The sequence below is a fragment of the Streptomyces sp. 4N124 genome (assembly GCF_052245395.1).
Classification (GTDB): Bacteria; Actinomycetota; Actinomycetes; order Streptomycetales; family Streptomycetaceae; genus Streptomyces.
In genome coordinates this window covers 24,408-45,836 of the sequence record NZ_JBQQBS010000006.1, presented here as the reverse complement: position 1 = coordinate 45,836, position 21,429 = coordinate 24,408, and the positions used below count along the sequence as shown (strand labels likewise).

Below are 21,429 nucleotides of genomic sequence, written 5' to 3'. Positions count from 1 at the left end.
GTGGTCTTAGTCCTCCCCCAGGATCTGCGGCACCTTGAAACGCTGCTGCTCCTGGGCCGGGGCGCCGGAGAGCGCCTGCTCGGGGGTGAGCGACGGACGGACCTCGTCCGCCCGCATGACGTTCGTCAGCGGGAGCGGGTGCGAGGTCGGCGGTACGTCTTGGTCGGCGACCTCACTGACGCGTGCGACCGCGCCGATGATGTCGTCCAGCTGTCCCGCGAAGTGCTCAAGCTCTTCGGGCTTCAGCTCCAGACGCGCCAGCCGGGCGAGGTGGGCGACCTCCTCGCGCGTGATGCCAGGCATGCAGCGATCCTCTGGGGTGAGAGTGTGTGGTTTGGGGCCAATCCTATGGGGCGGGGGCCTCCGGCTGTTACACGGTTTCCCGGGAGGGGGGTGCCAGGCCGGACGTCGTCGGTCTGCGGCGCCGTTGTGGCTGGTCGCGCAGTTCCCCGCGCCCCTGAAGGGGCGCTACCGTCACTCCGCCGCAGGTAGTGCTGCCCTTGGTCGCTGCCAGCCCCTCGATCCCCGCGCCCGCAGCCACGCCGTCGTCTCCTCCGCCGGCATCGCGGCCGCGACCAACCACCCCTGAACCGCGTCACAGCGCAGATCCCGCAGCCGCTCCCACGTCTCGTCGTCCTCGACGCCTTCCGCCACCACGAGCAGCCCCAGCGAGTGGGCGAGATCCACCGTGCACCGCACGATCTCCGCGTCCTCGGCATCGAAGGCCAGCCGGGCGACGAAGGAACGGTCGATCTTCAGCTCGCTCACCGGCAGCCGCCGTAGATGCACCAGCGACGAGTACCCGGTACCGAAGTCGTCCAGCGACATCTTCACGCCGTGCCCGGTCAGTCCGGCGAGGGTGTCGGCGGCCCGCTGCGGATCCTCCAGAAGCACGTGTTCCGTTATCTCGAGTTGGAGCGCTCCCGCGGGAACTCCGTGCCGGGCGAGCCGCGCGGCCACCGAACCCGCGAACCCGGGGGTGTGAACGTCGCGCGGGGACACGTTCACCGCGACCGGCACGTACAGCCCCTGCGCCCGCCACCGCGCGACCTGTGCGAGCGCCGTGTCCAGCACGTACTCCGTCAGATGCGGCATCAGCCCGGACGACTCGGCGATCGCTATGAACTCGTCCGGCGGCACCTTCCCGCGCTCCGGGTGCACCCAGCGGACCAGCGCCTCAAGACCGGCGACCTGTCCGTCGAAGCGGACCTTGGGCTGGTAGTGCAGCTCCACCTCGTGCGCGTCGAGCGCGCGCCGCAGATCGCCCAGCAGGCCGAGGCGGTCCGGGGTGTTGGAGTCCCGCTTGGACTCGTAGACCTCTACGCCCGTACGGTCCCGCTTCGCCTGGTACATCGCCACGTCCGCCCGGCGCAGCAGACCCTCGGCGTCGAGGGCGTGGTCGGGGAAGACGGCGACTCCGGCGCTGGCCTCCAGGACGAGGGTGAGTCCGTCGAGGTCGAGCGGTGAGCTGAGCGCGGCGACCAGGGCCCGGGCGATACGGGTCGCGGACGTCGTGGAGTCGGCGACCGGCAGTAATACGGCGAACTCGTCCCCGCCGAGCCGCGCGGCCTCCGCCCCGCGCGGCAGCGCCACCCGCAGCCGGTCGGCTATCTGCAGCAGCAGCCGGTCACCGGCGAGATGACCGAGGGTGTCATTGACCGACCGGAAACGGTCGAGGTCGATCAGCATCAGGGCGGACCGTGCGCCGATGCGCTCGGCGTCGTCCAGCGCGGTCCAGATGCGCTCCAGCAGCCACTGCCGGTTGGGCAGCCCGGTGAGCGGGTCGCGCAGCTGCTCCTCGGCGCGGGCCCTGGCTATCCAGAGGGTGAAGTCCAGGGCGATGAGCGGGATCGAGAACAGCGGCAGCAGCACCGGCTTGGCCACGGCCACGACACACACCAGCGGTGCGATGCCGAGCAGCGCGACCGTGACCAGGCCCTGTCTGACCAGGGCTGTGCGGGCGACCGTGGGCAGGCCGCCGGTGCGCGGGGCGTGCAGATACCAGAGCAGGGTGCGGGTGACCGCGAGGTAGGCGACGGCCACGAGGATGACTTCGGGGGCGGTGTAGAAGGTCCAGGTGTCGGGGTTCCAGGGCGTCTCCACGGAGGGCACCCGGCCGAACGCGGCCAGCACCAGGGCGCCGGCGCCGATGCCGAGGATGTCCACCGCACCGTGCAGCAGCCCCTGCCGCCAGCGGTTGCGGCGGGCCACGCCGACCAGGACGACGACGGTGAGGCTGACCATTCCGGCGGGCACCCAGCCGTACAGCATCAGGACGGCGAGGGTGAGGGCGGCGCCGGAGCCGGTGCCGCCCCACCAGCGGGCGCGGCCGAGGGCGACCAGGTGGCCGACGATGATGCCGGTCAGCACGGCGAGCGACCAGCCGACGGCGCCGGACGGGAAGAGGGCGTGGTCCAGGGTGAACGCGCGGAAGAAGCCGCCGCCCAGGACGAATCCGGCCGCCGCCCCGACCGCGGCGGGCAGTGCGGGCCAGAATGTGTGCCGTTCCGCGTCGGTGTCCGGCAGTGCGCTGTGCGACCGGTCGGCGGTGAGCTGTGCGGTGTTCTTCGCGTCGGCCGCGGGACGCTGCCCGGCGGTGCGCTCTCCCGTGCCCGGACGCTCCCCGGACCGCCCGCCCCATCGGCTCGCCCGCCATGCGTCGGCGACCCGGTGCAGGCGCAGCCGCGAGTACGGGGCGGCGCTCTCGGTCGGTTCCATTCCCGTCCCTCTCACAGCCGGCGGTGCCCACGCCACGCGGCCCGGTGCCGGACATCCCTCAGCGGCGCCGCGTCAGAAAACCCTTCCCCCCGCCCGTCAAGGCCCTCTTTGAGCAAGGGGATGCCCCGACCGCAGCTGGGCACGGCAGGCGCACCCCTCAACAGTAGGCCGCAGAAGGCTTCCACGGGCAGCGGTCGTCGACGGTTGCCCGATTGCGCCCCGGCCACCCGTATGCATCTGGTATGCGCCGATCGGGTGGCCTTCAACCGCTACTCCTCTGCCGGGAGGGCGACTTCGGCGGCCGCGTCCGGTCCTTGTTCCAGTAGGACGTTGAATCCGTCCTCGTTCAGAACCGGCACCTTCAGCTGCATCGCCTTGTCGTACTTCGAACCAGGATTGTCACCCACAACGACGAAAGAAGTCTTCTTCGATACAGAACCGGTCACTTTGGCTCCCCGGTCCTGGAGGGCCTCCTTGGCTCCGTCCCGTGTGAAGTGTTCGAGCGTTCCGGTCACGACGACGGTGAGTCCTTCCAGCGGACGCGGGCCCTCGTCCTCCCCGGCGCCCTCTTCCTCCGTGCGGACACCTGCCGCCTTCCACTTACGGATGATCTCTTGGTGCCATTCCTCGGCGAACCACTCCTTGAGGGAGGCGGCGATGATCGGGCCGACCCCGTCGGTGTTCGCCAGCTCCTCCTCCGTGGCCTGCTCGATGCGGTCGATCGAGCGGAAGTTGCGGGCCAGCGCCTCGGCGGCGACCGGGCCGACATGACGGATCGACAGGCCGGTGAGGATACGGGCGAGCGGGCGCTGCTTGGCCGCGGCGATGTTCTCCAGCATCGCGGTGGCGTTCTTCTTCGGCTCGCCCTGCTGGTTGGCGAAGACCGTGGCGATCTTCTCCTCGCCGGTCTTCGGATCGCGCTTGGGCAGACCGCTGTCCTGATCGAGGACGTACGCCTTGATGGGCAGCAGCTGCTCGATGGTGAGGTCGAACAGGTCGCCCTCGTCGACGAGCGGTGGCTCTGCGGGCTCCAGCGGCTTGGTGAGCGCGGCGGCGGCGACATAGCCGAAGTGCTCGATGTCCAGCGCCTTGCGGCCGGCGAGGTAGAACAGGCGCTCACGCAGCTGGGCTGGGCAGGTGCGGGCGTTCGGGCAGCGCAGGTCGACGTCGCCCTCCTTCATCGGCCGCAGTGCCGTACCGCACTCGGGGCACTCGGCCGGCATCACGAACTCGCGCTCGCTGCCGTCGCGCAGGTCGGCGACCGGTCCGAGGATCTCCGGGATGACGTCACCGGCCTTGCGCAGCACCACCGTGTCACCGATGAGGACGCCCTTGGCCTTGACGATGTCCTGGTTGTGCAGGGTGGCGAACTCGACCTCCGAGCCCGCCACCGTCACCGGTTCGACCTGGGCGTACGGCGTGACCCGGCCCGTACGGCCCACGCCCACGCGGATGTTGATGAGCTTGGTGTTGACCTCTTCCGGCGCGTACTTGTACGCGATCGCCCAGCGTGGCGCTCGTGAGGTGGAGCCGAGCCGGCCCTGGAGCGGGATCTCGTCGAGCTTGACCACCACGCCGTCGATCTCGTGCGCCACGGAGTGGCGGTTCTCGCCGTAGTGGGCGATGAACTCCCTTACGCCGTCCAGGCCGTCGACCACCTTGTTGTGCGTGGAGGTGGGCAGGCCCCAGGTCTTCAGCAGGTCGTACGCCTGGGAGAGGCGGGTGAGGCCCTCGAAGCCCTCCAGGGCGCCGATGCCGTGGACCACCATGTGGAGCGGCAGGGTGGCCGTGACCTTGGGGTCCTTCTGGCGCAGGGAACCCGAGGCGGAGTTGCGGGGGTTGGCGTACGGCTTCTCACCGGCGGCCACGCGGCGTGCGTTGAGGTCCTGGAAGGCCTCCATCGGGAAGTAGACCTCGCCGCGGATCTCGACGAGCCGGGGGACGCGGTCGCCCTTCAGCCGGTGCGGGATCTCCGCGATCGTCATGACGTTCGGCGTGATGTCCTCGCCGATCCGGCCGGTGCCGCGGGTGGCGGCGCGGGTGAGCCGGCCGTCCTCGTAGGTCAGGTTCACCGCGAGGCCGTCGACTTTGAGCTCGCACAGCAGGTGGTAGTCGGGTGTGCCGACGTCCTTGGCGACGCGGTCGGCCCAGGCGGCGAGGCCCTCGTCGTCGAAGACGTTGTCGAGGGAGAGCATGCGTTCGCGGTGCTCGACCTCGGCGAGGTCGGTCTCGTACTCGACGGCGACCTTCTGGGTCGGCGAGTCCGGTGTGCGCAGCTCGGGATGCTCCTCCTCCAGCGCCTCCAGGGTGCGCAGCAGCTGGTCGAACTCCGCGTCGCTGATGACGGGAGCGTCCTTCACGTAGTACCGGAAGCGGTGCTCCTCGATCTGCTCAGCGAGTTGCGCGTGCTGCTCCCGTGCCTCGGCGGGCACCGTCGTCTCCGCTTGCTTGTCGCCGGCCACCGTGTGTCCTCCCGTTACTCTGGGTTGTCCGCGAGGGATCTCGCCGCCTGGACGCAGTGGGCGAGGGCCTTGCGTGCGTAGTCGGGGGAAGCCCCCGCGAGTCCGCACGCCGGCGTGACCGTGACCGCCTCCGCGAGAAGCGCGGGAGACAGCCCCAGCCTGCGCCAGAGCGTCCTGACACCCATGACGCTACCGGCAGGGTCTGACAATGGGCCGTCCGTGCCCGGGACGACACCGGCGAAGAGCCGGGTGCCCCCTTCCACCGCTTCACCGATCACGTCGTCATCACGCTCGGTGAGGAGGGAGAAGTCGAAGGAGATCGCGGTCATGCCCGCCCGGCGCAGCAGGGCGAACGGGACGTCCGGTGCGCACGAGTGCACCACGACCGGCCCGCCCGCGTGAACCCCGGCGACCTCGCGGAGCCCGGCCTCGACGATCTGCCGGTCGACGGCCCGGTGCGTGCGGTATCCGCTGGCGGTCTTCACCTGGCCGCGCAGCACGGCGGTGAGGGAGGGTTCGTCCAGCTGGAGGACGAGTTGGGCGCCGGGTACGCGCCGCTGGACCTCCGCGAGATGCTCCCGCAGCCCCTCGGCGAGCGAACCGGCCAGATCACGGCAGGCACCCACGTCGGACAGTACGGACTCGCCGTTCTTCAGCTCCAGCGCGGCGGCCAGCGTCCAGGGGCCGACGGCCTGCACCTTCAGCTGCCCCTCGTACCCCTGCGTGAACTCCTCCAGGGCGTCGAGGTCTTGGCCGAGCCAGGACCGGGCCCGCTTGGTGTCGCGCCCCGGCCGGTCCCCGATCCGCCAGCCGCTGGGCTCCACTCGCGCGTACATCTCGACGAGCAGTCCGGCGGTCCGGCCGATCATGTCGGCGCCGGGGCCGCGGGCGGGCAGCTCCGCCAGGAACGGGAAGTCTTCGAGGCTCCCGGTGACGGTCTTGACGGCCTCGCGGGCATCGCCGCCGGGCATGGCGCCGATGCCGGTGGCGGGGGCGGAAAACTCCTGTCAGCGGCCGGGGCGAACCGTCAGGTCGTTGACCTCCGCGTCCCTCGGGAGGTCAAGGGCCATCAGGATCGTCGTCGCCACCGACTCGGGGTCGATCCACTGTGCGGCGTCGTACTCCTTGCCCTCCTGCTGGTGCACCTTGGCCTGCATGGGGCTCGCCGTACGGCCGGGGTAGACGGAGGTGACGCGGACGCCGTTGTCGTGCTCCTCGTTGCGCAACGCGTCCGCGAGGGCCTTCAGGCCGTGCTTGGAGGCGGCGTACGCGGACCAGTCGGCACTTGCCCTGAGGCCCGCGCCCGAGTTGACGAACACCACGTGGCCGCGGGTGGCCCGGAGTTGGGGCAGGAAGTGGCGGGTCAGCTCGGCGGGGGCGATGAGGTTGACGTTGAGCTGGTGACGCCAGGACTTGGGGGTCAGGTCTCCGACCGGGCCGAGGTCGACGACGCCCGCGATGTGCAGCAGGGAGTCCACCCGGTCGGGCAGCGTCTGGTGCGAGAAGGCCCAGCTCAGCTTGTCCGGGTCCGCCAGGTCGCCCACCAGTGTCCTGGCACCGGGGAACTGAGCGGCCAGTTCCTTCGCGCGGCCCGCGTCACGCGCGTGCAGGACGAGTTCGTCCCCGCGCGCGTGGAGGCGGCGGGCAACCGCCGAACCGATGCCGCTGCCCGCCCCGGTGATCACATGTGTAGCCATGTGCGCCATGGTCGCATCAGGCCACGCCCCGGCTCTCCTCCAGGTACGCCATCGCCCCCACAGGCTCCTCCGCGAAGAACACCAGGTCGGTCAGCGGACGGGGCAGGAACCCCTCGTCCTCCATGCGGCGGAACTGTTCCTTGAGCCCGTCGTAGAAGCCCGCGGTGTTGAGCAGCACCACCGGCTTGTCGGTGTGGCCGTGCTTCTTCAGCTCAAGGATCTCGGTCGCCTCGTCGAGCGTCCCCGTACCACCCACCATGATCACCACGGCGTCGGCCTTCTCCAGCAGCAGCTTCTTGCGCTCGGCGAGGTCCTTCGCGATGACCATCTCGTCGGCGCCCGGACGCGCCTTGGCGGCGAGGAAGTCCACGGAGACCCCGAGCAGCCGCCCGCCCGCCTCCTGCACGCCGTCGGCGACCACCTTCATGAGGCCGACGTCGGACCCTCCCCACACCAGCGTGTGGCCGCCCTTGCCGAGGAGCTTCGCGAACTCTCGCGCGGGACGCGTGTAACGGTCGGACAGGTCGGCGGCGGAGAGAAAGACGCAGATTCGCATGAAGTCACCGTACGCGGGAAGAACCGGCGCCCCGCGGGTGCTTTCCCGGTATGGCTGATGGACACACGATCACGATCGAACAGGGCACCCAGCGCGTGCGGGTGGTCAGCGGCGACCAGGTACTGGCGGAGTCCGACCGCCCGTTGATCCTGCGCGAGACCGGCTGTCCCGCGCGCTACTACCTCCCCGCCGAGGACGTACGCCTCGACCTCCTGACCCCCTCGGAGACCCACACCTACTGCCCCTTCAAGGGAACCGCCTCCTACTGGTCCCTGCCCGACACGGCCGACCTCGTCTGGTCGTACCCCGACCCCAAGCCGGACGTCGCCCAGATCAAGGACCACCTTTGCTTCTACGACGTCGAAGTGGTGTGAGGAGCGGTGTCGTGACTGACTAGTTCACCGCCGGGTGGCAGTCTTCCCGGCATGGACAAGAAGACCCTTTCGCGCGACGGCACCCCGATCGCATACGAACGCACGGGCAGGGGCCCGGCGGTCGTCCTCGTGAGCGGCGCGATGTCCACGGGCCACACGGTGGCACCGCTGGCCGGGCAGCTCTCCGACGGCTTCACCGTCGTCGTGTACGACCGCCGGGGGCGCGGCGAGAGCGGAGACACGCTGCCGTACGCGGTGCAGCGCGAGGTCGAGGACCTGGCGGCGCTGATCGAGGCGGTCGGCGGTCAGGCGGCGCTGTACGGCATCTCGTCGGGCAGCGCGCTGGCCCTGGAGGCCGCGGCGAGTGGGCTGCCGGTCAGCAAGGTCGCGGTGTACGAGCCGCCGTTCGCGGTGTACGAGGGCGGTGCGCAGGAGCGCGCCGAGTACACCGAGCGGCTGACTCAGGCACTGGCGGAGGGCAGGCGCGGAGACGCCGTCGAGCTGTTCCTGCGGCTGACCGGGCTGGCCGAGGAGATGATCCAGGGCGCCCGCCAGTCCCCCATCTGGCCCGGCATGGAGTCGATCGCACAGAGCCTGGCGTACGACAACGCCGTCATGGGCGACGGACTCGTCCCCCGGCACCGGCTGGCCGCGATCACCGTCCCCGTCCTGGCCGTCGCGGGCGGGGAGAGCCCCGCGTGGCTGCGCGAGGCGGCGCAGGCGGTCGCGGAGGCGGCGCCCGAGGGCGCGTACCGGAGCCTGGAGGGGCAGACGCACATGGTGGATCCGCAGGTTCTGGCGGCGGTGCTCGCCGAGTTCTACGCACCGTAGGCGGCACCCGCCGACGCGGTACGCGCGTGGATGGCGGTTACCCGGTACGTCCCGCGCGGGCTAGGCCGGTACGGCCCTCGCCCGCGTCGTCGCCGCGATCGTCGCCGAGCCCACCACGCGCGTGTCGTCGTACAGGACGATCGCCTGGCCGGGGGCGACTCCGCGGACCGGGGCGGTGAACGACACCTCCAGGGAGCCGTCGATCAGTTCGGCGGTGACCTCGGTCTCGCCGCCGTGGGCGCGGAGCTGGGCCGTGTAGGTACCGGGGCCGGAGGGGGCCGCGCCGCACCAGCGGGGCTTGATCGCGGTCAGTGCGGTGACGTCGAGGGCGGCGGCTGGGCCGACGGTCACCGTGTTGTCCACCGGGGAGATGTCGAGGACGTAGCGCGGCTTGCCGTCGGGTGCCGGGTGGCCGATCCTCAGACCCTTGCGCTGGCCGATGGTGAAGCCGTACGCGCCCTCGTGCGTGCCGAGCTTGGCGCCGGACTCGTCGACGATGTCGCCCTCCGCCTTGCCCAGCCGGTTGGCCAGGAAGCCCTGGGTGTCACCGTCGGCGATGAAGCAGATGTCGTGCGAGTCGGGCTTCTTGGCCACCGCCAGCCCCCTGCGCTCGGCCTCCGCGCGGATCTCGTCCTTCGTCGTCACGGTGTCGCCGAGCGGGAACATCGCGTGGGCGAGCTGCCGGTCGTCGAGCACGCCGAGGACGTACGACTGGTCCTTCGCCATGTCGGAGGCGCGGTGCAGTTCGCGGGTGCCGTCCTCGTTCACGATCACCTTGGCGTAGTGGCCGGTGCAGACGGCGTCGAAGCCGAGCGCGAGGGCCTTGTCCAGGAGGGCTGCGAACTTGATCTTCTCGTTGCAGCGCAGGCAGGGGTTCGGGGTGCGGCCCGCCTCGTACTCGGCGACGAAGTCCTCGACCACGTCCTCGCGGAAGCGGTCGGCGAGGTCCCAGACGTAGAAGGGGATGCCGATGACGTCCGCGGCGCGGCGGGCGTCGCGGGAGTCCTCGATGGTGCAACAGCCGCGCGCGCCCGTACGGAAGGACTGCGGGTTCGCGGAGAGCGCGAGGTGGACGCCGGTCACGTCGTGGCCCGCCTCGGCCGCGCGGGCGGCGGCCACGGCGGAGTCCACGCCGCCCGACATGGCGGCGAGTACGCGGAGGGGGCGGGGGCGCTGCGGGATCTCAGTCATAACCCTTCCAGGGTAAGGGCCCGCGGGAACCAAGGCGGACGAGTATCCGTTCACGATCACATGGGGGCGAGAAGAGCAACCAAGAACCCCGGGGATACGGCGAACACGCCTGAGAACTCCGGGGGCAGGGACAGCGACCGGCGCATCGGGCGACGGGCGCTGCTGGCCGGCCTGGCCGCGACCGCGGTGGGCACGGCCGTGCTGGCGCGCGACGAGCTGGGGCGTCTGTGGTGGCGGGTGCCGGGGGTGGAGAAGCCGCGCAAGGCGGGCGCGGTCGACTACACGGGCGCGAAGTGGGTGGAGGCGTCCTCGGCGAACTGGCGGCGCGCGGACCGGCCCGACGACTACGGCATCGACATGGTCATCATCCATGTCACCCAGGGCAGCTTCGACAGCGCGGTGAAGGTGTTCCAGGATCCGGGGCACGGGGCGGCGGCGCACTACATCGTCCGCAAGGACGGCCACATCGCGCAGATGATCCGCGAGTTGGACGTGGCGTTTCACGCGGGGAACCGCGACTACAACGAACGCAGCGTCGGCATCGAGCACGAGGGCTTCGTGGACAAGCCGGAGGACTTCACGGACGAGATGTACGAGGCCTCGGCGCGCCTCACGGCCCGGATATGCGCGCGGTACGACATCCCCGTCGACCGGCAGCACATCATCGGGCATGTGGAGGTGCCGGGCACGGACCACACCGACCCGGGTGAGGGCTGGGACTGGGACCGGTACATGCGGCTGGTGCGGAAGGCGAGCGCCGGCACGACGGGCCAGGCTCAGGGGCGGTCGCGGTCCGGCGTCAGCTGAGTCCGGCTGCCCTGGCCCGCTCCACCGCCGGGCCGATGGCCTTGGCCAGCGCCTCCACGTCGGCTTCGGTGGAGGTGTGGCCGAGGGAGAAGCGGAGGGTCCCGCGGGCGAGGTCCGGGTCGGTGCCGGTGGCGAGGAGGACGTGGCTGGGCTGGGCGACGCCGGCGGTGCAGGCCGAGCCGGTGGAGCATTCGATGCCCTGGGCGTCCAGGAGAAGGAGCAGCGAGTCGCCCTCGCAGCCCGGGAAGGTGAAGTGGGCGTTCGCCGGGAGGCGGCCCTCCCGTGCGGGGTCCCCTCCGAGCATCGCGTCCGGAACCGCCGTACGCACCGCCTCGACCAGGTCGTCCCGCAGGCCGCCGATCTCCCGTGCGAACCACTCGCGCTGTTCGGCGGCGAGGCGGCCGGCGACCGCGAAGGAGGCGATGGCCGGGACGTCGAGGGTGCCGGAGCGGACGTGGCGTTCCTGGCCGCCGCCGTGCAGCACCGGTACGGGGGTGTACTCACGGCCGAGGAGCAGGGCACCGATGCCATACGGGCCGCCGATCTTGTGACCGGAGACCGTCATCGCGGCGAGTCCGGAGGCGGCGAAGTTCACGGGGACCTGGCCGAAGGCCTGGACGGCGTCGGCATGCAGGGGGACGCCGAACTCGGCGGCGGTCTCGGCGAGTTCGCGGATCGGCATGACCGTGCCGATCTCGTTGTTCGCCCACATGACGGTGGCCAGGGCCACGTCGTCGGGGTTGCGGACGATGGCTTCGCGCAGCGCCTCGGGGTGGACCCGGCCGTACGGGTCGACCGGGAGGTACTCGACGGTGGCGCCCTCGTGTTCGCCGAGCCAGTGGACGGCGTCCAGGACGGCGTGGTGTTCGACGGGGCTCGCGAGGACCCGGGTGCGGGCCGGGTCGGCGTCTCGGCGGGACCAGTACAGGCCCTTGACGGCGAGGTTGTCCGCCTCGGTGCCGCCGGAGGTGAAGACGACCTCGCTGGGGCGGGCGGCGAGGGCTTCCGCGAGGGTTTCGCGGGCCTCCTCCACGGTTCGCCTTGCCTGGCGGCCCGATGCGTGGAGGGAGGACGCGTTGCCGGTGACGCCGAGGTACGTGGTGAGTGCCTCGACTGCCTCGGGGAGCATCGGGGTGGTTGCGGCGTGGTCGAGGTATGCCATGGTGACGCCGATTCTACGGGGCCGCTGCGCTGGGCTTGGGCCGCCGGTTGTGCCTGGGCCTCGTTACGACGCACCCGGCGCTGCAGGCTGTGCCCACCCGTTCCGCCCTGCGGAACGACTGCCCACAGCGGTAGCCACTCAGGAACGGCTGCCACAGCGGTAGCCACTCAGGAACAACTGCCCAAAGCGGTCAGAAACTCCACGACACCGTGTTGTCCGCCTGCATGAAGGCCACCAGGACCAGGAGGTCGGCGATTCCGAGGCCCAGGCCCAGGTATGCGCGGCCCTTGCGGGTCGTGCCGCGCCAGAGGGCTGTGGATGCGAGGGCGATGGCGATCGGGCCGAGGAAGACGTTGAGGACGAGGAGGCCCACGAGGCCGAGGATGAAGGCGGCGACGGCCATGCCGTCGGCGTCGCGGGCGGTGGTCTGACGGGTTGCAGGTGCGGTGAGTTGCATGGTGGTCAGCTCCCGACGGGCTGGATGAGCGGTCAGTTGACGGATGACGCGCGCCGGCGGGCGTGCCGCTCGCGGAGCGCGAAGATGCCGAGCCAGGCGGCGATCACTACGGCGGCGACGGCGGTGAAGGTGAGCGGTGCGTGGGCCACGGTGCCCAGCACGACGCCCAGCAGCAGAAGTGCGGCGACGATGAACAGCATGGGTGGGTTCCCCCTCCGTTACGGTTCAGTGAACGATTGTAGTTACAAGTGTTCACTGACTTGCAAGTCTAGCGCGTCGCACGGCTTTCCAATTACGGAGAACAGTTGTTAACTGCATGGCATGAGTCACACCCTCGGCGTCCGACAGGCCCAGAAACAGAAGACCCGGCAGGCGCTCCTGGACGCCGCCCTGGGGCTGTTGGAGGAGCAGAGCCTGAGCAGCCTGGGCCTGCGTGAGGTCACCCGCGAGGTCGGCGTCGCCCCGACCGCCTTCTACCGGCACTTCCGCTCCATCGCGGACCTCGGCGTCGCGCTGGTCGAGGAGGCGCTCGGCAGTCTGCACCCGATGATCCGGATGGTCGTGTCCGCGACGGACGACCCCGACGAACGCATAGCCCGCGCCATCGAGTTGATCGTCGGTCACGTGGAGGCGCACCCCGCCCACATCCGCTTCATCGCCCGTGAGCGCAGCGGCGGGGTCCGGCCGGTGCGCGAGGCCATCCGCGACCAACTCGCCCTGTTCACCGAGGAGGTGAAGGCCCAGCTGGTCAAGGACCCCCAGGCCGAGGGGTGGACGGACGACGACCTGTCGATGCTGGCCAGCCTCTACGTCGACCAGATGCTGTTCACGGCCTCGCTCTTCCTGGAGGCCCTGGAAGCCCCGCCGGAGGAGCGCGAGCGCGTCGCCCATGTCGCGACCCGGCAGCTGCGGCTCATCAGCATCGGCCGGCAGCACTGGCTCGACTGACGCACGCACGGACGGCGGCGCCCCGTTCACCGGGGGCGCCGCCTGCGTCGTACGAGATCCGTGGTCAGCTCATCGCTTCCTTGGGACCACCAAGCGTCAGCGGAGCCGGGCGCGCGCCAACTGCCGTGACTGCGCGACCAGTCGGTCCGCGCTGTCCCAGACCTCGGCGTCCTCCTCCAGGAAGCCGCCGGCGAGGTTGCGGGTGGTGATGGACACCCGCAGCGGGCCCGCTGCGGGACGGCAGCGGACGTGGGCGGTCAGCTCGACCGTGGGGACCCAGCCGCCGAGGCCGAGCTCGAAGGCGGTCGGCGGCAGCGCGTCCACCGCGAGGAGCAGCGAGAAGGGGTCGGCGTCCCGGCCGTCGGCCAGCCCGAACCAGGCCCGCATCTCGCCCTTGCCGGACGGGGATCCGAGCGCCCAGCCCAGGGTCGAGGGGTCGAGCTTCAGCATCAGCCGGTCGGCGATCGCGGAGCTGCCGGAGACCGGGGCGGGTCCGTCCTCGGGGCCGAAGCACTGGTCCATGGGCGGGATCGCGGGCGGCAGGGCCGTCGTACGGACGTCGTCGGGCAGGGTGTCGAGGTCGCCGTAGGAGGCGAGGACGCGGATGCGTTCGACTTCGCGGCCCTCGTCGTCGTACTGGAAGAGGGAGGCCTGGCCGGTGGAGAGGGTGCGGCCGGTGCGGACGACGTCCGTGCGGACGATCGCGGGGCCGGGGCGGGAGGCGGTGAGGTAGTGCGCGGAGATCGTGAAGGGGTCGCCGTGCGGGAGCGTGTCCGCGAGGGCGCGGCCCAGGACGGCCAGCAGATAGCCGCCGTTGACGGCGTTGATGATCGTCCAGCCGGCGGAGATGTCGATGTCGTAGACGCCGGGTCCGCGTGGGGTGAGCGCGGTGTCGCGGTCGAATTCGCTGTCGCCGATCGTGGCCCGTGCGGCCGGGGCGGAGGCTGCTTCTGGCATGGCTGAACGGTACAACAAGTAACTACTAAGCGGTAGCTTTTCTCGGGTCGGGGCACCCCACTCCTGGTGAGGACGGCGCAATTTCTCGGTAAGTGTCCGCACTAGTCCGTAAACCTCAGGCCGCGTCTTCCCCTCTGTAGGGACATGAGCCTCACCGGGACCCCGTTCCTCTACACCCTGGTCGCGCTGTCCCTCGTCGCCGTCGCGCTGCCGCTCGTCCTCTGGTCGCGGATCCGCGGCCCCCGAGCCCTGCGCGCGCTGGCCCGGATGCTGATGCTGCTGTTCGCCCAGGGCACGGCCGTCGCGCTCGTCTTCGTGCTGGTCAACAACCAGAACATGCTCTACGACAACTGGGGCGACCTGCTCGGCACCAGCGACCACGTGGAGCAGGCCGCCGACCTCGGCCCGGACGGCACGGGCGGTATCGCGCTCGACAAGCTGCCCCCTGTCCGGCAGTCGTTCGCCCCCGCCCTCGGGCCGGGCATGGGTTCGGCCGGCGGTGTACGCGTCACGCATCTGACGGGCCGCGTCTCGGGCGTGCGCGGCGAGGTCTACGTCTGGCTGCCGCCGCAGTACGACCAGCCCGCCTACCGGGATCACAAGTTCCCGGTGGTGGAGCTGCTGCCGGGCTATCCCGGCTCGGCGAGGGCGTGGTTCAGGACGATGGACGCGCATGAGCAGCTGCTGCCCCTGATGCGCAGTGGCCGGGTCGCGCCGTTCATCCTGGTGGCGCCGCGCACCACCCTGCTGCCCGGGGTGGACACCGGCTGCGCGAACATCCCGGGCAAGGTGAACGCCGACAGCTGGCTGAGCATCGATGTACCGCGGATGGTGATGGACAACTTCCGGGCGCAGTCCGCGCCCGAGGGCTGGGCGGTGGCCGGGTACTCGGCGGGCGGGCACTGCGCCACGAAGCTCACCGTCGCTCATCCCGACCGCTACCGGGCCGCCGTCAGCATGTCCGGCTACAACGACCCGAAGGCCGAGCACGCCGCGCTCACCGCGAAGTCCCCGGCCCTGCGCCGCGCGAACGACCCGTATCTCCTGCTGCGCGAGGCCCGCACCCCGCCCCCGGTCGCGCTCTACCTCTCCGGCCAGCCGCACGACGGGTACGAGGCGGCCATGGCCCTGCAGCGGGCCGCGAAGCCGCCGACCTCCGTGGACGTGGTGTTCGTGCCGCGCAGCGCGGGCGGTCACACGATGGCGCTGTGGAAGCCGCAGGTGGTCCCGGCCTTCGAGTGGCTGACGCGGCAGATGCCGGTCACTCCTCCCGTACCGTCGAGCGCCGATTCCACGCGCGCGGCGCTCGCCAGTGGAAGCGCATCGCCAGCAACCGCAGTGCGAAGGCCGTGACGGCCGCGAACCCGCTGGCGAGCGGGGTCAGCACGTCGTAGTGGATGCACAGGACGACCATCGTGGCGCCGACGATCGCCGGGACCGCGTACAGGTCGCGGTCCCAGCGCAGCAGCGACGGCACCTCGTTGGCGAGGACGTCCCGCAGCACGCCCCCGCCGACGGCCGTGGCCAGGCCCAGCGTCGCCGAGGCGGTCAGGCCGAGCCCGTACTCGTACGCCTTCGTCGTGCCCGCGACGCAGAACAGGCCGAGGCCCGCCGCGTCGAAGACGTTCACGCCGACCTGGATCCGCTCCACGTGCGGATGCAGGAAGAAGACCAGGAGCGTGGCGAGCAGCGGGGTGAGGAAGTACCCCAGATCCGTGAAGGCCGCGGGCGGTACGGCGCCGATGACCAGGTCGCGGAAGAGCCCGCCGCCGAGCGCGGTGGCCTCGGCGAGGACGGCGATGCCGAACACGTCGAAGTTCTTGCGGACGGCCAGCAGCGCGCCGGAGATAGCGAAGACGAAGATGCCGATCAGGTCGAGCGTGTGCTGGACGGACGGGGTGAACAGTTGCTGGAGCACCCCCATATTCTCACCCAGAAGTGAGCCTCCGCCTTACAAACGAAGGCGGAGGCTCACTGAGGGGACTCGCTGAGAGGGCTCGCTGGGGGTTCACTTCTCCTTGGTGGGCGCCTCGTCCGCGGGGGCTTCGGGCGCGGCTTCCGCAACGGCTTCCACCTGGGCCGCCACCGCCGCGCTGGTCTCCGCCGACTCCGCGAGCACCTCGTCCGACACCAGTTCCGCCGCCTCCTTGGCCGCGGTGAGCAGGACGGTGTCCTGCGGCGCCTGGTCCTCGAAGTTCTCCGGGTGGTGGCAGGCGACCTGCTGGCCGGGCTTCAGCTCGATGAGCGGCGGCTCGGTGGTCGTGCAGATCTGCGTCGCCTTCCAGCACCGGGTGTGGAAGCGGCAGCCGCTCGGCGGGGCGATCGGCGAGGGCACGTCGCCCTTGAGCAGGATGCGCTCGCTCTTGGCGTTCTTGCGCCGCGGGTCCGGGATCGGCACCGCCGACATCAGGGCCTTGGTGTACGGGTGCATCGGCGCCCGGTACAGCGATTCACGGTCGGCGAGTTCGACGATCTTGCCGAGGTACATCACCGCGATCCGGTCCGACACATGCCGTACGACGGACAGGTCGTGGGCGATGATCACGTAGGTCAGGCCCAGCTCCTGCTGGAGGTCGTCGAGGAGGTTGACGACCTGCGCCTGGATGGACACGTCCAGCGCGGAGACCGGCTCGTCCGCCACGACCAGCTTCGGGTTGAGGGCGAGCGCGCGGGCGATGCCGATGCGCTGGCGCTGGCCGCCGGAGAACTCGTGCGGATAGCGGTTGTAGTGCTCGGGGTTGAGACCGACCACCGACAGCAGCCGCTGCACTTCCTTCTTGATGCCGCCCTCGGGCGTGACGCCCTGCAGCTTGAAGGGGGCGCCGACGATGGTGCCGATGGTGTGGCGCGGGTTCAGCGACGAGTACGGGTCCTGGAAGATCATCTGGACATCGCGGCGCAGCGGACGCATGCCGCTCACACCCAGGTGCGTGATGTCCTTGCCCTCGAACTCGACCGTGCCGGCGGTCGGTTCGAGCAGCCGGGTGATCAGCCGGCCCATCGTCGACTTGCCACAGCCCGACTCACCCACCACACCGAGGGTTTCGCCGGACTTGACCTCGAAGTCGATGCCGTCGACCGCCCGCACCGCGCCGACCTGCCGCTGGAGCAGGCCCTTGCGGATCGGGAAGTGCTTCTGGAGCCCGGTCACCTTCAGCAGGGTCTCGCCGGGGGCGGCGTCGCCTTTGGTGATCACGGCGCCTTGGCTCTGCGCAGGGATGCTCACTTTGTCCTCGCTCACAGCTTCGGCGCAATCTCTTCGGTCCAGATCCGCTCCCGCTGCTCCGTGGTCATGTGGCAGGCGGCCCAGTGCTGGCTGCCGACCTCGGCCAGCTCGGGACGGACCGTGCGGGTGACGTCGCCCTTGGGGATGTCGGCGTACGGACAGCGCGGGTTGAAGGCGCAGCCGGACGGGATGTTGATCAGGGACGGCGGGGAGCCCTTGACCGGGATGAGCCGCTCCTGCTGCTCACGGTCCAGGCGCGGCATCGAGCCCAGCAGGCCCCAGGTGTAGGGGTGGCGGGGCTCGTAGAACACCTTCTCGGCGGGGCCGCGCTCCACGCAGCGGCCGCCGTACATCACCAGGATGTCGTCGGAGAGCTCGGCGACGACGCCCAGGTCGTGGGTGATGATGATGACCGCGGAGCCGAACTCCTTCTGCAGATCGCGGATCAGGTCGAGGATCTGCGCCTGGACGGTCACGTCGAGGGCGGTCGTCGGCTCGTCCGCGATGAGCAGTTCGGGGTTGTTGACCAGCGCCATGGCGATCATCGCGCGCTGGCGCATACCACCGGAGAACTCGTGCGGGTAGCTGTCGACCCGCTTGTCCGGCTGCGGGATGCCGACCCGGTCGAGCATCTCCACCGCACGCCGCTTGGCGACCTTCTTGTCCACGTTGTGGTGAACGCGGTACGCCTCCACGATCTGCTGGCCGATCGTGTAGTACGGGTGCAGCGAGGACAGCGGGTCCTGGAAGATCATCGCCATGTCGCGGCCGCGCAGCTTGCGCACGTGGTCGGGGTCGGCGGAGAGCAACTCGGTGCCGTCGAGCCAGATCTCGCCGGAGATCTGCGCCTTGCGCTTGCCGTACTGGCCGGCGGTGTGCAGGCCCATGATGCCGAGCGAGGTCACCGACTTGCCGGAGCCCGACTCGCCCACGATGCCGAGGGTCTTGCCCTTCTCCAGCTGGAAGCTGAGCCCGTCGACGGACTTGACCAGGCCGTCGTCGGTCGGGAAGTGCACCTTCAGATCGCGTACTTCGAGGAAGGCGGTCGGGGCGGGCGAGGTGCCGGTGGGCTCCCCGACGGCCGCGCCGGTCTTGCTGAGTTCCGTCATGCGAGCCTCACTCGGGGGTCGATCACGGCGTACAGGATGTCCACCACGAGGTTGGCGAAGAGCACCGCGAGGGATGTGATCAGGGTGACGCCCAGGATGACCGGCAGATCCTGGTTCCTGATCGCCTGAAGCACCGCCTGGCCGAGACCGGGCAGATTGAACGTCGTCTCGGTCAGGATCGCACCGCCGATGAGGGCGCCGAGGTCCATGCCGAGCATGGTCAGGATGGGCGTCATCGTCGAGCGCATGGCGTGCTTGCCGATGACGGTCTGCTCCTTGAGGCCCTTGGCGCGCGCGGTGCGGATGTAGTCCTCGCCGAGGATCTCCATCATGGTGGCTCTGGTGATCCGGGCGTACATCGCCGCGTACAGGAACGCGAGGGTGATCCAGGGCAGGATCATGCCGCCGAGCCAGCCGCCGAAGCTGTCTTCGAGGGGCACGTACGACGCGTCGATCCAGTCCAGCCCGAAGGCGAAGATCGCCAGGCTGAGCAGGCCGGTGAAGTAGATCGGCAGGGAGACACCGGCGAGGGCGACGACCATGGCGCCGCGGTCCCACAGGGTGCCCCGCTTGAGCGCGGAGAGCACACCGGCCGCGACACCGAAGATCAGCCACAGCACGGCGGCACCGAGCGCGAGACCCAGGGTCACCGGGAAGCGGTCGGTGAGCACCGGCCAGATGGCCTGCTCACTGCGGAAGGAGTAGCCGAAGCACGGCGCGGCGCACTCGGTGACGTCGCCGCCGCCCGAGTAGGTGCGGCCGACGAAGATGCCCTTGAAGAACTCCCAGACCTGGGCATAGATCGGGTCGCTGAGACCCAGCTTCTGCCGCACCGCCTCCACCGAGGCGGGGTCGGCCTGCTTGCCCACGAAGCTCGCGGCGATGTCGACGCCCGCCCACTTGGGGACGAGGAAGAAGATGCCGAAGACCACCATGATGATGACCACGAGCATCACTGCGGCGGCGAACAACCGCCTGATGAGGTAAGCGAGCACAGCTCTCGGCCCGCCGCGGACCGCGGGCCACCGGAGGTCTTCCGGTGGCCCGCGATCACGCTGCGCCGGCCTTCACCTGCCTTTCGTGCCGTATGGCGGGTGTGCCGGGTGTCAGCTTGCGGACTTCAGACCGAGGTTGACGAAGTCGTACATACCACTGAAGCCGTCAGTGGTGTAGACGTTCGCCAGTCGGTCGGAGCGCCAGTTGACGAACTTCTCGAAGACGAAGGGCAGGTAGTAACCGCCCTCCATCACCTTGTGGTTGATCTCCGTGGAGATCTCGGTCTTCTTCGCGTCGTCCAGCTCGCTGACGTAGTCGTCGAACAGGCCGTCGATCGTCTTGTCCTTGATCAGCGCGAAGTTGTTGTTACCGCTCTCCAGGATGTACTTGCTGTCCCACAGCGGCATGCCGTAGCCCTGGACGGTCGGGAAGTCCGGGCCCCAGCCCATGATGATGATGCCGTAGCCCTTCTTGGCCACGTTGGAGGGGCTGCCGATGATGCCGGAGGTCTGCGAGCCGTCGAACTGGTCGATCTCGGCGGTGATGCCGATCTTCTTCAGCGACGCCTGCAGGGACTGGGCGGTGGCCACCTCGACCGGCTTGTTGTTGCGGACGGCGATGGTGGTCTTGAAGCCGTTCGGCTGACCGCAGGCCTTCAGGGCTTCCTTGGCCTTGGCCTCGTTGCCCTTCTTGTTGGCGCCCGCCACCTCGTACGGGTCGTACTTCTGGCCCTCGGAGCCCGGGACGGACGGCGGCAGCATGTTGGTGCCGATGTCGCCACCGGCGACGGGGCCACCGCGCGCGGTCTGCAGCGACACGTGGTCGGCGCCGTAGATCACGGCCTTGCGGCACTCGATGTTGTCGAACGGCTTCACGCTCTGCGGGAAGGTCGCGTAGCGGATGTAGCCGGAGACCGGGTTGTCCAGGTTGGCCTTGTGCTGCTTCAGGGCAGTGGTGCGGCCCTGCGGCGACATGCCGGTCTGGTTGATGTCGAGGTCCAGGTCACCGTTGAGCAGGCGCTCGTCCAGCTGGTTGGCGTCCGAGAAGAACTGGACAGTGATCTTGTCCGGGTACGCCTTGCGGATCGGGTCCGACTCCTGCTTCCAGCTGGTGTTGCGGACCAGCGTGAGGTCCTTGCCCGGGCTGTACGACTCGAACTTGTACGGGCCGGAGGAGAACGGCTTCAGGCCGTACTTCGACTTGGTGTCCTTGTCCTGACGGACCGGGGACGCCGAGATCAGGGCCAGCACCTCCTCGAAGTCCGAGTTGGGCGCGGGCAGCTTGAAGGTGATGGTCTTGTCGTCCGGCGTCTCGATCGCCTTCAGACCCAGCTTGTCCTTGGACGTGTCCTTGTACGGGCCCTTGTACTCGCTCTTGGGGTCGAGCATGTCCTTCAGGTAGACCGGGCCGCCGGACAGCACGTCCTGCGCCCAGACACGCTCGATGCCGTACTTGATGTCCTTGGAGGTGATCGGCTTGCCGTCCTCCCAGGTGATGCCGTCACGCAGGGTGTACGTGTAGGTCTTGCCGTCGTCGCTGACCTTGGCGAGCCCGGTGGCGAGGTCCGGAGTGAGCTCGGCGCCGGCCTTGCCGGGCTCCGTCTTGCCCGTGACGAGCTGGCGGCTGTAGTAGCGCGCGAAGTTCCACATGAAGCCGTAGTAACCGCGCGTGGTGTCCCACGAGTCGGCGTCCTGGGCGCCACCGAACTTCAGCGTGCCGCCCTTCTTGGCCAGGGAGGCCTGGGCGACCTTGTTGTTGGCGGCGTCGAAGCCGGCCGCGCCGTTCTTCGAGCCCTCGCCGTCGCTGTCGCCACCGCCGCACGCCGCCGTGGTCAGCAGCGCGGCGACCGCGGCGACAGCGGCAAATGCCTGCTTACGCCGCCCTGAGGTGCGTTTGGTAGTCACGATCTCGGATCCTCCGGTTGTGATGAGAGACCCC

Annotated in this window: 21 protein-coding genes; 5 read left to right on the top strand and 16 right to left on the bottom strand. The window is 70.0% G+C overall.

Annotation, left to right across the window (positions count from 1 at the left end):
* Nucleotides 1-6 precede the first annotated feature (6 nt).
* The 6 genes from gatC to ACTWQO_RS07885 all read right to left on the bottom strand — a co-directional run bounded on the left by gatC (nt 7) and on the right by ACTWQO_RS07885 (nt 7,433).
* The gene (gatC, locus tag ACTWQO_RS07910; protein WP_007384860.1) at nt 7-303 is read right to left on the bottom strand and encodes an Asp-tRNA(Asn)/Glu-tRNA(Gln) amidotransferase subunit GatC; all 297 of its coding nucleotides are present in this window, start codon (nt 301-303) and stop codon (nt 7-9) included.
* 171 nt (nt 304-474) lie between these two features.
* Nucleotides 475-2,718, bottom strand: coding sequence for a putative bifunctional diguanylate cyclase/phosphodiesterase (locus tag ACTWQO_RS07905; protein ID WP_443236500.1), 2,244 nt, complete (start codon nt 2,716-2,718; stop codon nt 475-477).
* Between the two features lie 269 nt (nt 2,719-2,987).
* Nucleotides 2,988-5,180, bottom strand: coding sequence for an NAD-dependent DNA ligase LigA (ligA, locus tag ACTWQO_RS07900; RefSeq protein WP_443236499.1), 2,193 nt, complete (start codon nt 5,178-5,180; stop codon nt 2,988-2,990).
* 14 nt (nt 5,181-5,194) lie between these two features.
* Nucleotides 5,195-6,160, bottom strand: a complete 966-nt coding sequence (locus tag ACTWQO_RS07895; protein WP_443236653.1) for a methionine synthase — start codon at nt 6,158-6,160, stop codon at nt 5,195-5,197.
* Between the two features lie 27 nt (nt 6,161-6,187).
* Complete coding sequence (locus tag ACTWQO_RS07890) at nt 6,188-6,886, bottom strand: SDR family oxidoreductase (RefSeq protein WP_443236498.1); 699 nt, start codon at nt 6,884-6,886, stop codon at nt 6,188-6,190.
* 7 nt (nt 6,887-6,893) lie between these two features.
* Nucleotides 6,894-7,433 (bottom strand): TIGR00730 family Rossman fold protein, encoded by a 540-nt coding sequence (locus ACTWQO_RS07885; RefSeq protein ID WP_443236497.1) that lies wholly within the window; start codon nt 7,431-7,433, stop codon nt 6,894-6,896.
* A 50-nt stretch (nt 7,434-7,483) separates the two neighbouring features.
* On the opposite strand from ACTWQO_RS07885, the gene ACTWQO_RS07880 reads away from it, so the two are divergent.
* Entirely contained in the window at nt 7,484-7,807 is a 324-nt protein-coding gene (locus ACTWQO_RS07880) for a DUF427 domain-containing protein (protein WP_443236496.1), read from the top strand.
* Nucleotides 7,808-7,858: 51 nt separating this feature from the next.
* Complete coding sequence (locus tag ACTWQO_RS07875) at nt 7,859-8,638, top strand: alpha/beta fold hydrolase (RefSeq protein ID WP_443236495.1); 780 nt, start codon at nt 7,859-7,861, stop codon at nt 8,636-8,638.
* A 60-nt stretch (nt 8,639-8,698) separates the two neighbouring features.
* Here ACTWQO_RS07875 and mnmA read toward each other — a convergent pair whose 3' ends face one another.
* The gene (mnmA, locus tag ACTWQO_RS07870) at nt 8,699-9,829 is read right to left on the bottom strand and encodes a tRNA 2-thiouridine(34) synthase MnmA (protein WP_443236494.1); all 1,131 of its coding nucleotides are present in this window, start codon (nt 9,827-9,829) and stop codon (nt 8,699-8,701) included.
* A gap of 60 nt (nt 9,830-9,889) precedes the next feature.
* Between mnmA and ACTWQO_RS07865 the strand changes: the two genes are divergently transcribed.
* A complete protein-coding gene (locus ACTWQO_RS07865; RefSeq protein ID WP_443236493.1) occupies nt 9,890-10,636 on the top strand; it encodes an N-acetylmuramoyl-L-alanine amidase in 747 nt (248 codons plus the stop codon).
* On the opposite strand, the gene ACTWQO_RS07860 is transcribed toward ACTWQO_RS07865, so the two are convergent.
* The 3 genes from ACTWQO_RS07860 to ACTWQO_RS07850 all read right to left on the bottom strand — a co-directional run bounded on the left by ACTWQO_RS07860 (nt 10,629) and on the right by ACTWQO_RS07850 (nt 12,455).
* Entirely contained in the window at nt 10,629-11,798 is a 1,170-nt protein-coding gene (locus ACTWQO_RS07860) for a cysteine desulfurase family protein (RefSeq protein WP_443236492.1), read from the bottom strand. The genes ACTWQO_RS07865 and ACTWQO_RS07860 overlap by 8 nt on opposite strands.
* Nucleotides 11,799-11,988: 190 nt before the next feature.
* Nucleotides 11,989-12,255 carry a DUF4190 domain-containing protein gene (locus tag ACTWQO_RS07855; protein WP_443236491.1) on the bottom strand — a complete coding sequence of 89 codons (267 nt, stop codon included), beginning with the start codon at nt 12,253-12,255 and terminating at the stop codon, nt 11,989-11,991.
* A 32-nt stretch (nt 12,256-12,287) separates the two neighbouring features.
* The gene (locus ACTWQO_RS07850; RefSeq protein ID WP_443236490.1) at nt 12,288-12,455 is read right to left on the bottom strand and encodes a hypothetical protein; all 168 of its coding nucleotides are present in this window, start codon (nt 12,453-12,455) and stop codon (nt 12,288-12,290) included.
* A 121-nt stretch (nt 12,456-12,576) separates the two neighbouring features.
* Here ACTWQO_RS07850 and ACTWQO_RS07845 point away from each other — a divergent pair, with 121 nt between their 5' ends.
* Nucleotides 12,577-13,203 (top strand): TetR family transcriptional regulator, encoded by a 627-nt coding sequence (locus ACTWQO_RS07845; protein WP_443236489.1) that lies wholly within the window; start codon nt 12,577-12,579, stop codon nt 13,201-13,203.
* A 96-nt stretch (nt 13,204-13,299) separates the two neighbouring features.
* Here the strand turns inward: ACTWQO_RS07845 and ACTWQO_RS07840 are convergent, their stop codons facing one another.
* Nucleotides 13,300-14,160 carry a thioesterase family protein gene (locus ACTWQO_RS07840; protein ID WP_443236488.1) on the bottom strand — a complete coding sequence of 287 codons (861 nt, stop codon included), beginning with the start codon at nt 14,158-14,160 and terminating at the stop codon, nt 13,300-13,302.
* A gap of 144 nt (nt 14,161-14,304) precedes the next feature.
* Between ACTWQO_RS07840 and ACTWQO_RS07835 the strand changes: the two genes are divergently transcribed.
* Complete coding sequence (locus tag ACTWQO_RS07835) at nt 14,305-15,513, top strand: alpha/beta hydrolase (RefSeq protein ID WP_443236487.1); 1,209 nt, start codon at nt 14,305-14,307, stop codon at nt 15,511-15,513.
* On the opposite strand, the gene ACTWQO_RS07830 is transcribed toward ACTWQO_RS07835, so the two are convergent.
* From ACTWQO_RS07830 to ACTWQO_RS07810, 5 genes are all read right to left on the bottom strand, one after another.
* Nucleotides 15,422-16,078, bottom strand: coding sequence for a trimeric intracellular cation channel family protein (locus tag ACTWQO_RS07830; RefSeq protein WP_443236486.1), 657 nt, complete (start codon nt 16,076-16,078; stop codon nt 15,422-15,424). The genes ACTWQO_RS07835 and ACTWQO_RS07830 overlap by 92 nt on opposite strands.
* Before the next feature lie 90 nt (nt 16,079-16,168).
* Nucleotides 16,169-17,386: an ABC transporter ATP-binding protein gene (locus ACTWQO_RS07825; RefSeq protein ID WP_443236485.1), complete on the bottom strand. Its 1,218-nt coding sequence runs from the start codon at nt 17,384-17,386 to the stop codon at nt 16,169-16,171.
* An 11-nt stretch (nt 17,387-17,397) separates the two neighbouring features.
* Entirely contained in the window at nt 17,398-18,495 is a 1,098-nt protein-coding gene (locus tag ACTWQO_RS07820) for an ABC transporter ATP-binding protein (protein WP_443236484.1), read from the bottom strand.
* A complete protein-coding gene (locus tag ACTWQO_RS07815) occupies nt 18,492-19,490 on the bottom strand; it encodes an ABC transporter permease (RefSeq protein WP_443236483.1) in 999 nt (332 codons plus the stop codon). The genes ACTWQO_RS07820 and ACTWQO_RS07815 overlap by 4 nt, the downstream gene beginning before the upstream one ends.
* A gap of 111 nt (nt 19,491-19,601) precedes the next feature.
* Nucleotides 19,602-21,395 (bottom strand): ABC transporter substrate-binding protein, encoded by a 1,794-nt coding sequence (locus ACTWQO_RS07810; RefSeq protein WP_443236482.1) that lies wholly within the window; start codon nt 21,393-21,395, stop codon nt 19,602-19,604.
* Between the last annotated feature and the right edge of the window lie 34 nt (nt 21,396-21,429).

What these genes read in the sequence shown, in the direction of transcription:
- gatC (WP_007384860.1), bottom strand. Translation starts at nt 303, where the DNA reads ATGCCTGGCATCACGCGCGAGGAGGTCGCCCACCTCGCCCGGCTGGCG.
- ACTWQO_RS07905 (WP_443236500.1), bottom strand. Translation starts at nt 2,718, where the DNA reads ATGGAACCGACCGAGAGCGCCGCCCCGTACTCGCGGCTGCGCCTGCAC.
- ACTWQO_RS07890 (WP_443236498.1), bottom strand. Translation starts at nt 6,886, where the DNA reads ATGGCGCACATGGCTACACATGTGATCACCGGGGCGGGCAGCGGCATC.
- ACTWQO_RS07885 (WP_443236497.1), bottom strand. Translation starts at nt 7,433, where the DNA reads ATGCGAATCTGCGTCTTTCTCTCCGCCGCCGACCTGTCCGACCGTTAC.
- ACTWQO_RS07880 (WP_443236496.1), top strand. Translation starts at nt 7,484, where the DNA reads ATGGCTGATGGACACACGATCACGATCGAACAGGGCACCCAGCGCGTG.
- ACTWQO_RS07875 (WP_443236495.1), top strand. Translation starts at nt 7,859, where the DNA reads ATGGACAAGAAGACCCTTTCGCGCGACGGCACCCCGATCGCATACGAA.
- mnmA (WP_443236494.1), bottom strand. Translation starts at nt 9,829, where the DNA reads ATGACTGAGATCCCGCAGCGCCCCCGCCCCCTCCGCGTACTCGCCGCC.
- ACTWQO_RS07865 (WP_443236493.1), top strand. Translation starts at nt 9,890, where the DNA reads ATGGGGGCGAGAAGAGCAACCAAGAACCCCGGGGATACGGCGAACACG.
- ACTWQO_RS07860 (WP_443236492.1), bottom strand. Translation starts at nt 11,798, where the DNA reads ATGGCATACCTCGACCACGCCGCAACCACCCCGATGCTCCCCGAGGCA.
- ACTWQO_RS07855 (WP_443236491.1), bottom strand. Translation starts at nt 12,255, where the DNA reads ATGCAACTCACCGCACCTGCAACCCGTCAGACCACCGCCCGCGACGCC.
- ACTWQO_RS07850 (WP_443236490.1), bottom strand. Translation starts at nt 12,455, where the DNA reads ATGCTGTTCATCGTCGCCGCACTTCTGCTGCTGGGCGTCGTGCTGGGC.
- ACTWQO_RS07845 (WP_443236489.1), top strand. Translation starts at nt 12,577, where the DNA reads ATGAGTCACACCCTCGGCGTCCGACAGGCCCAGAAACAGAAGACCCGG.
- ACTWQO_RS07840 (WP_443236488.1), bottom strand. Translation starts at nt 14,160, where the DNA reads ATGCCAGAAGCAGCCTCCGCCCCGGCCGCACGGGCCACGATCGGCGAC.
- ACTWQO_RS07835 (WP_443236487.1), top strand. Translation starts at nt 14,305, where the DNA reads ATGAGCCTCACCGGGACCCCGTTCCTCTACACCCTGGTCGCGCTGTCC.
- ACTWQO_RS07820 (WP_443236484.1), bottom strand. Translation starts at nt 18,495, where the DNA reads ATGACGGAACTCAGCAAGACCGGCGCGGCCGTCGGGGAGCCCACCGGC.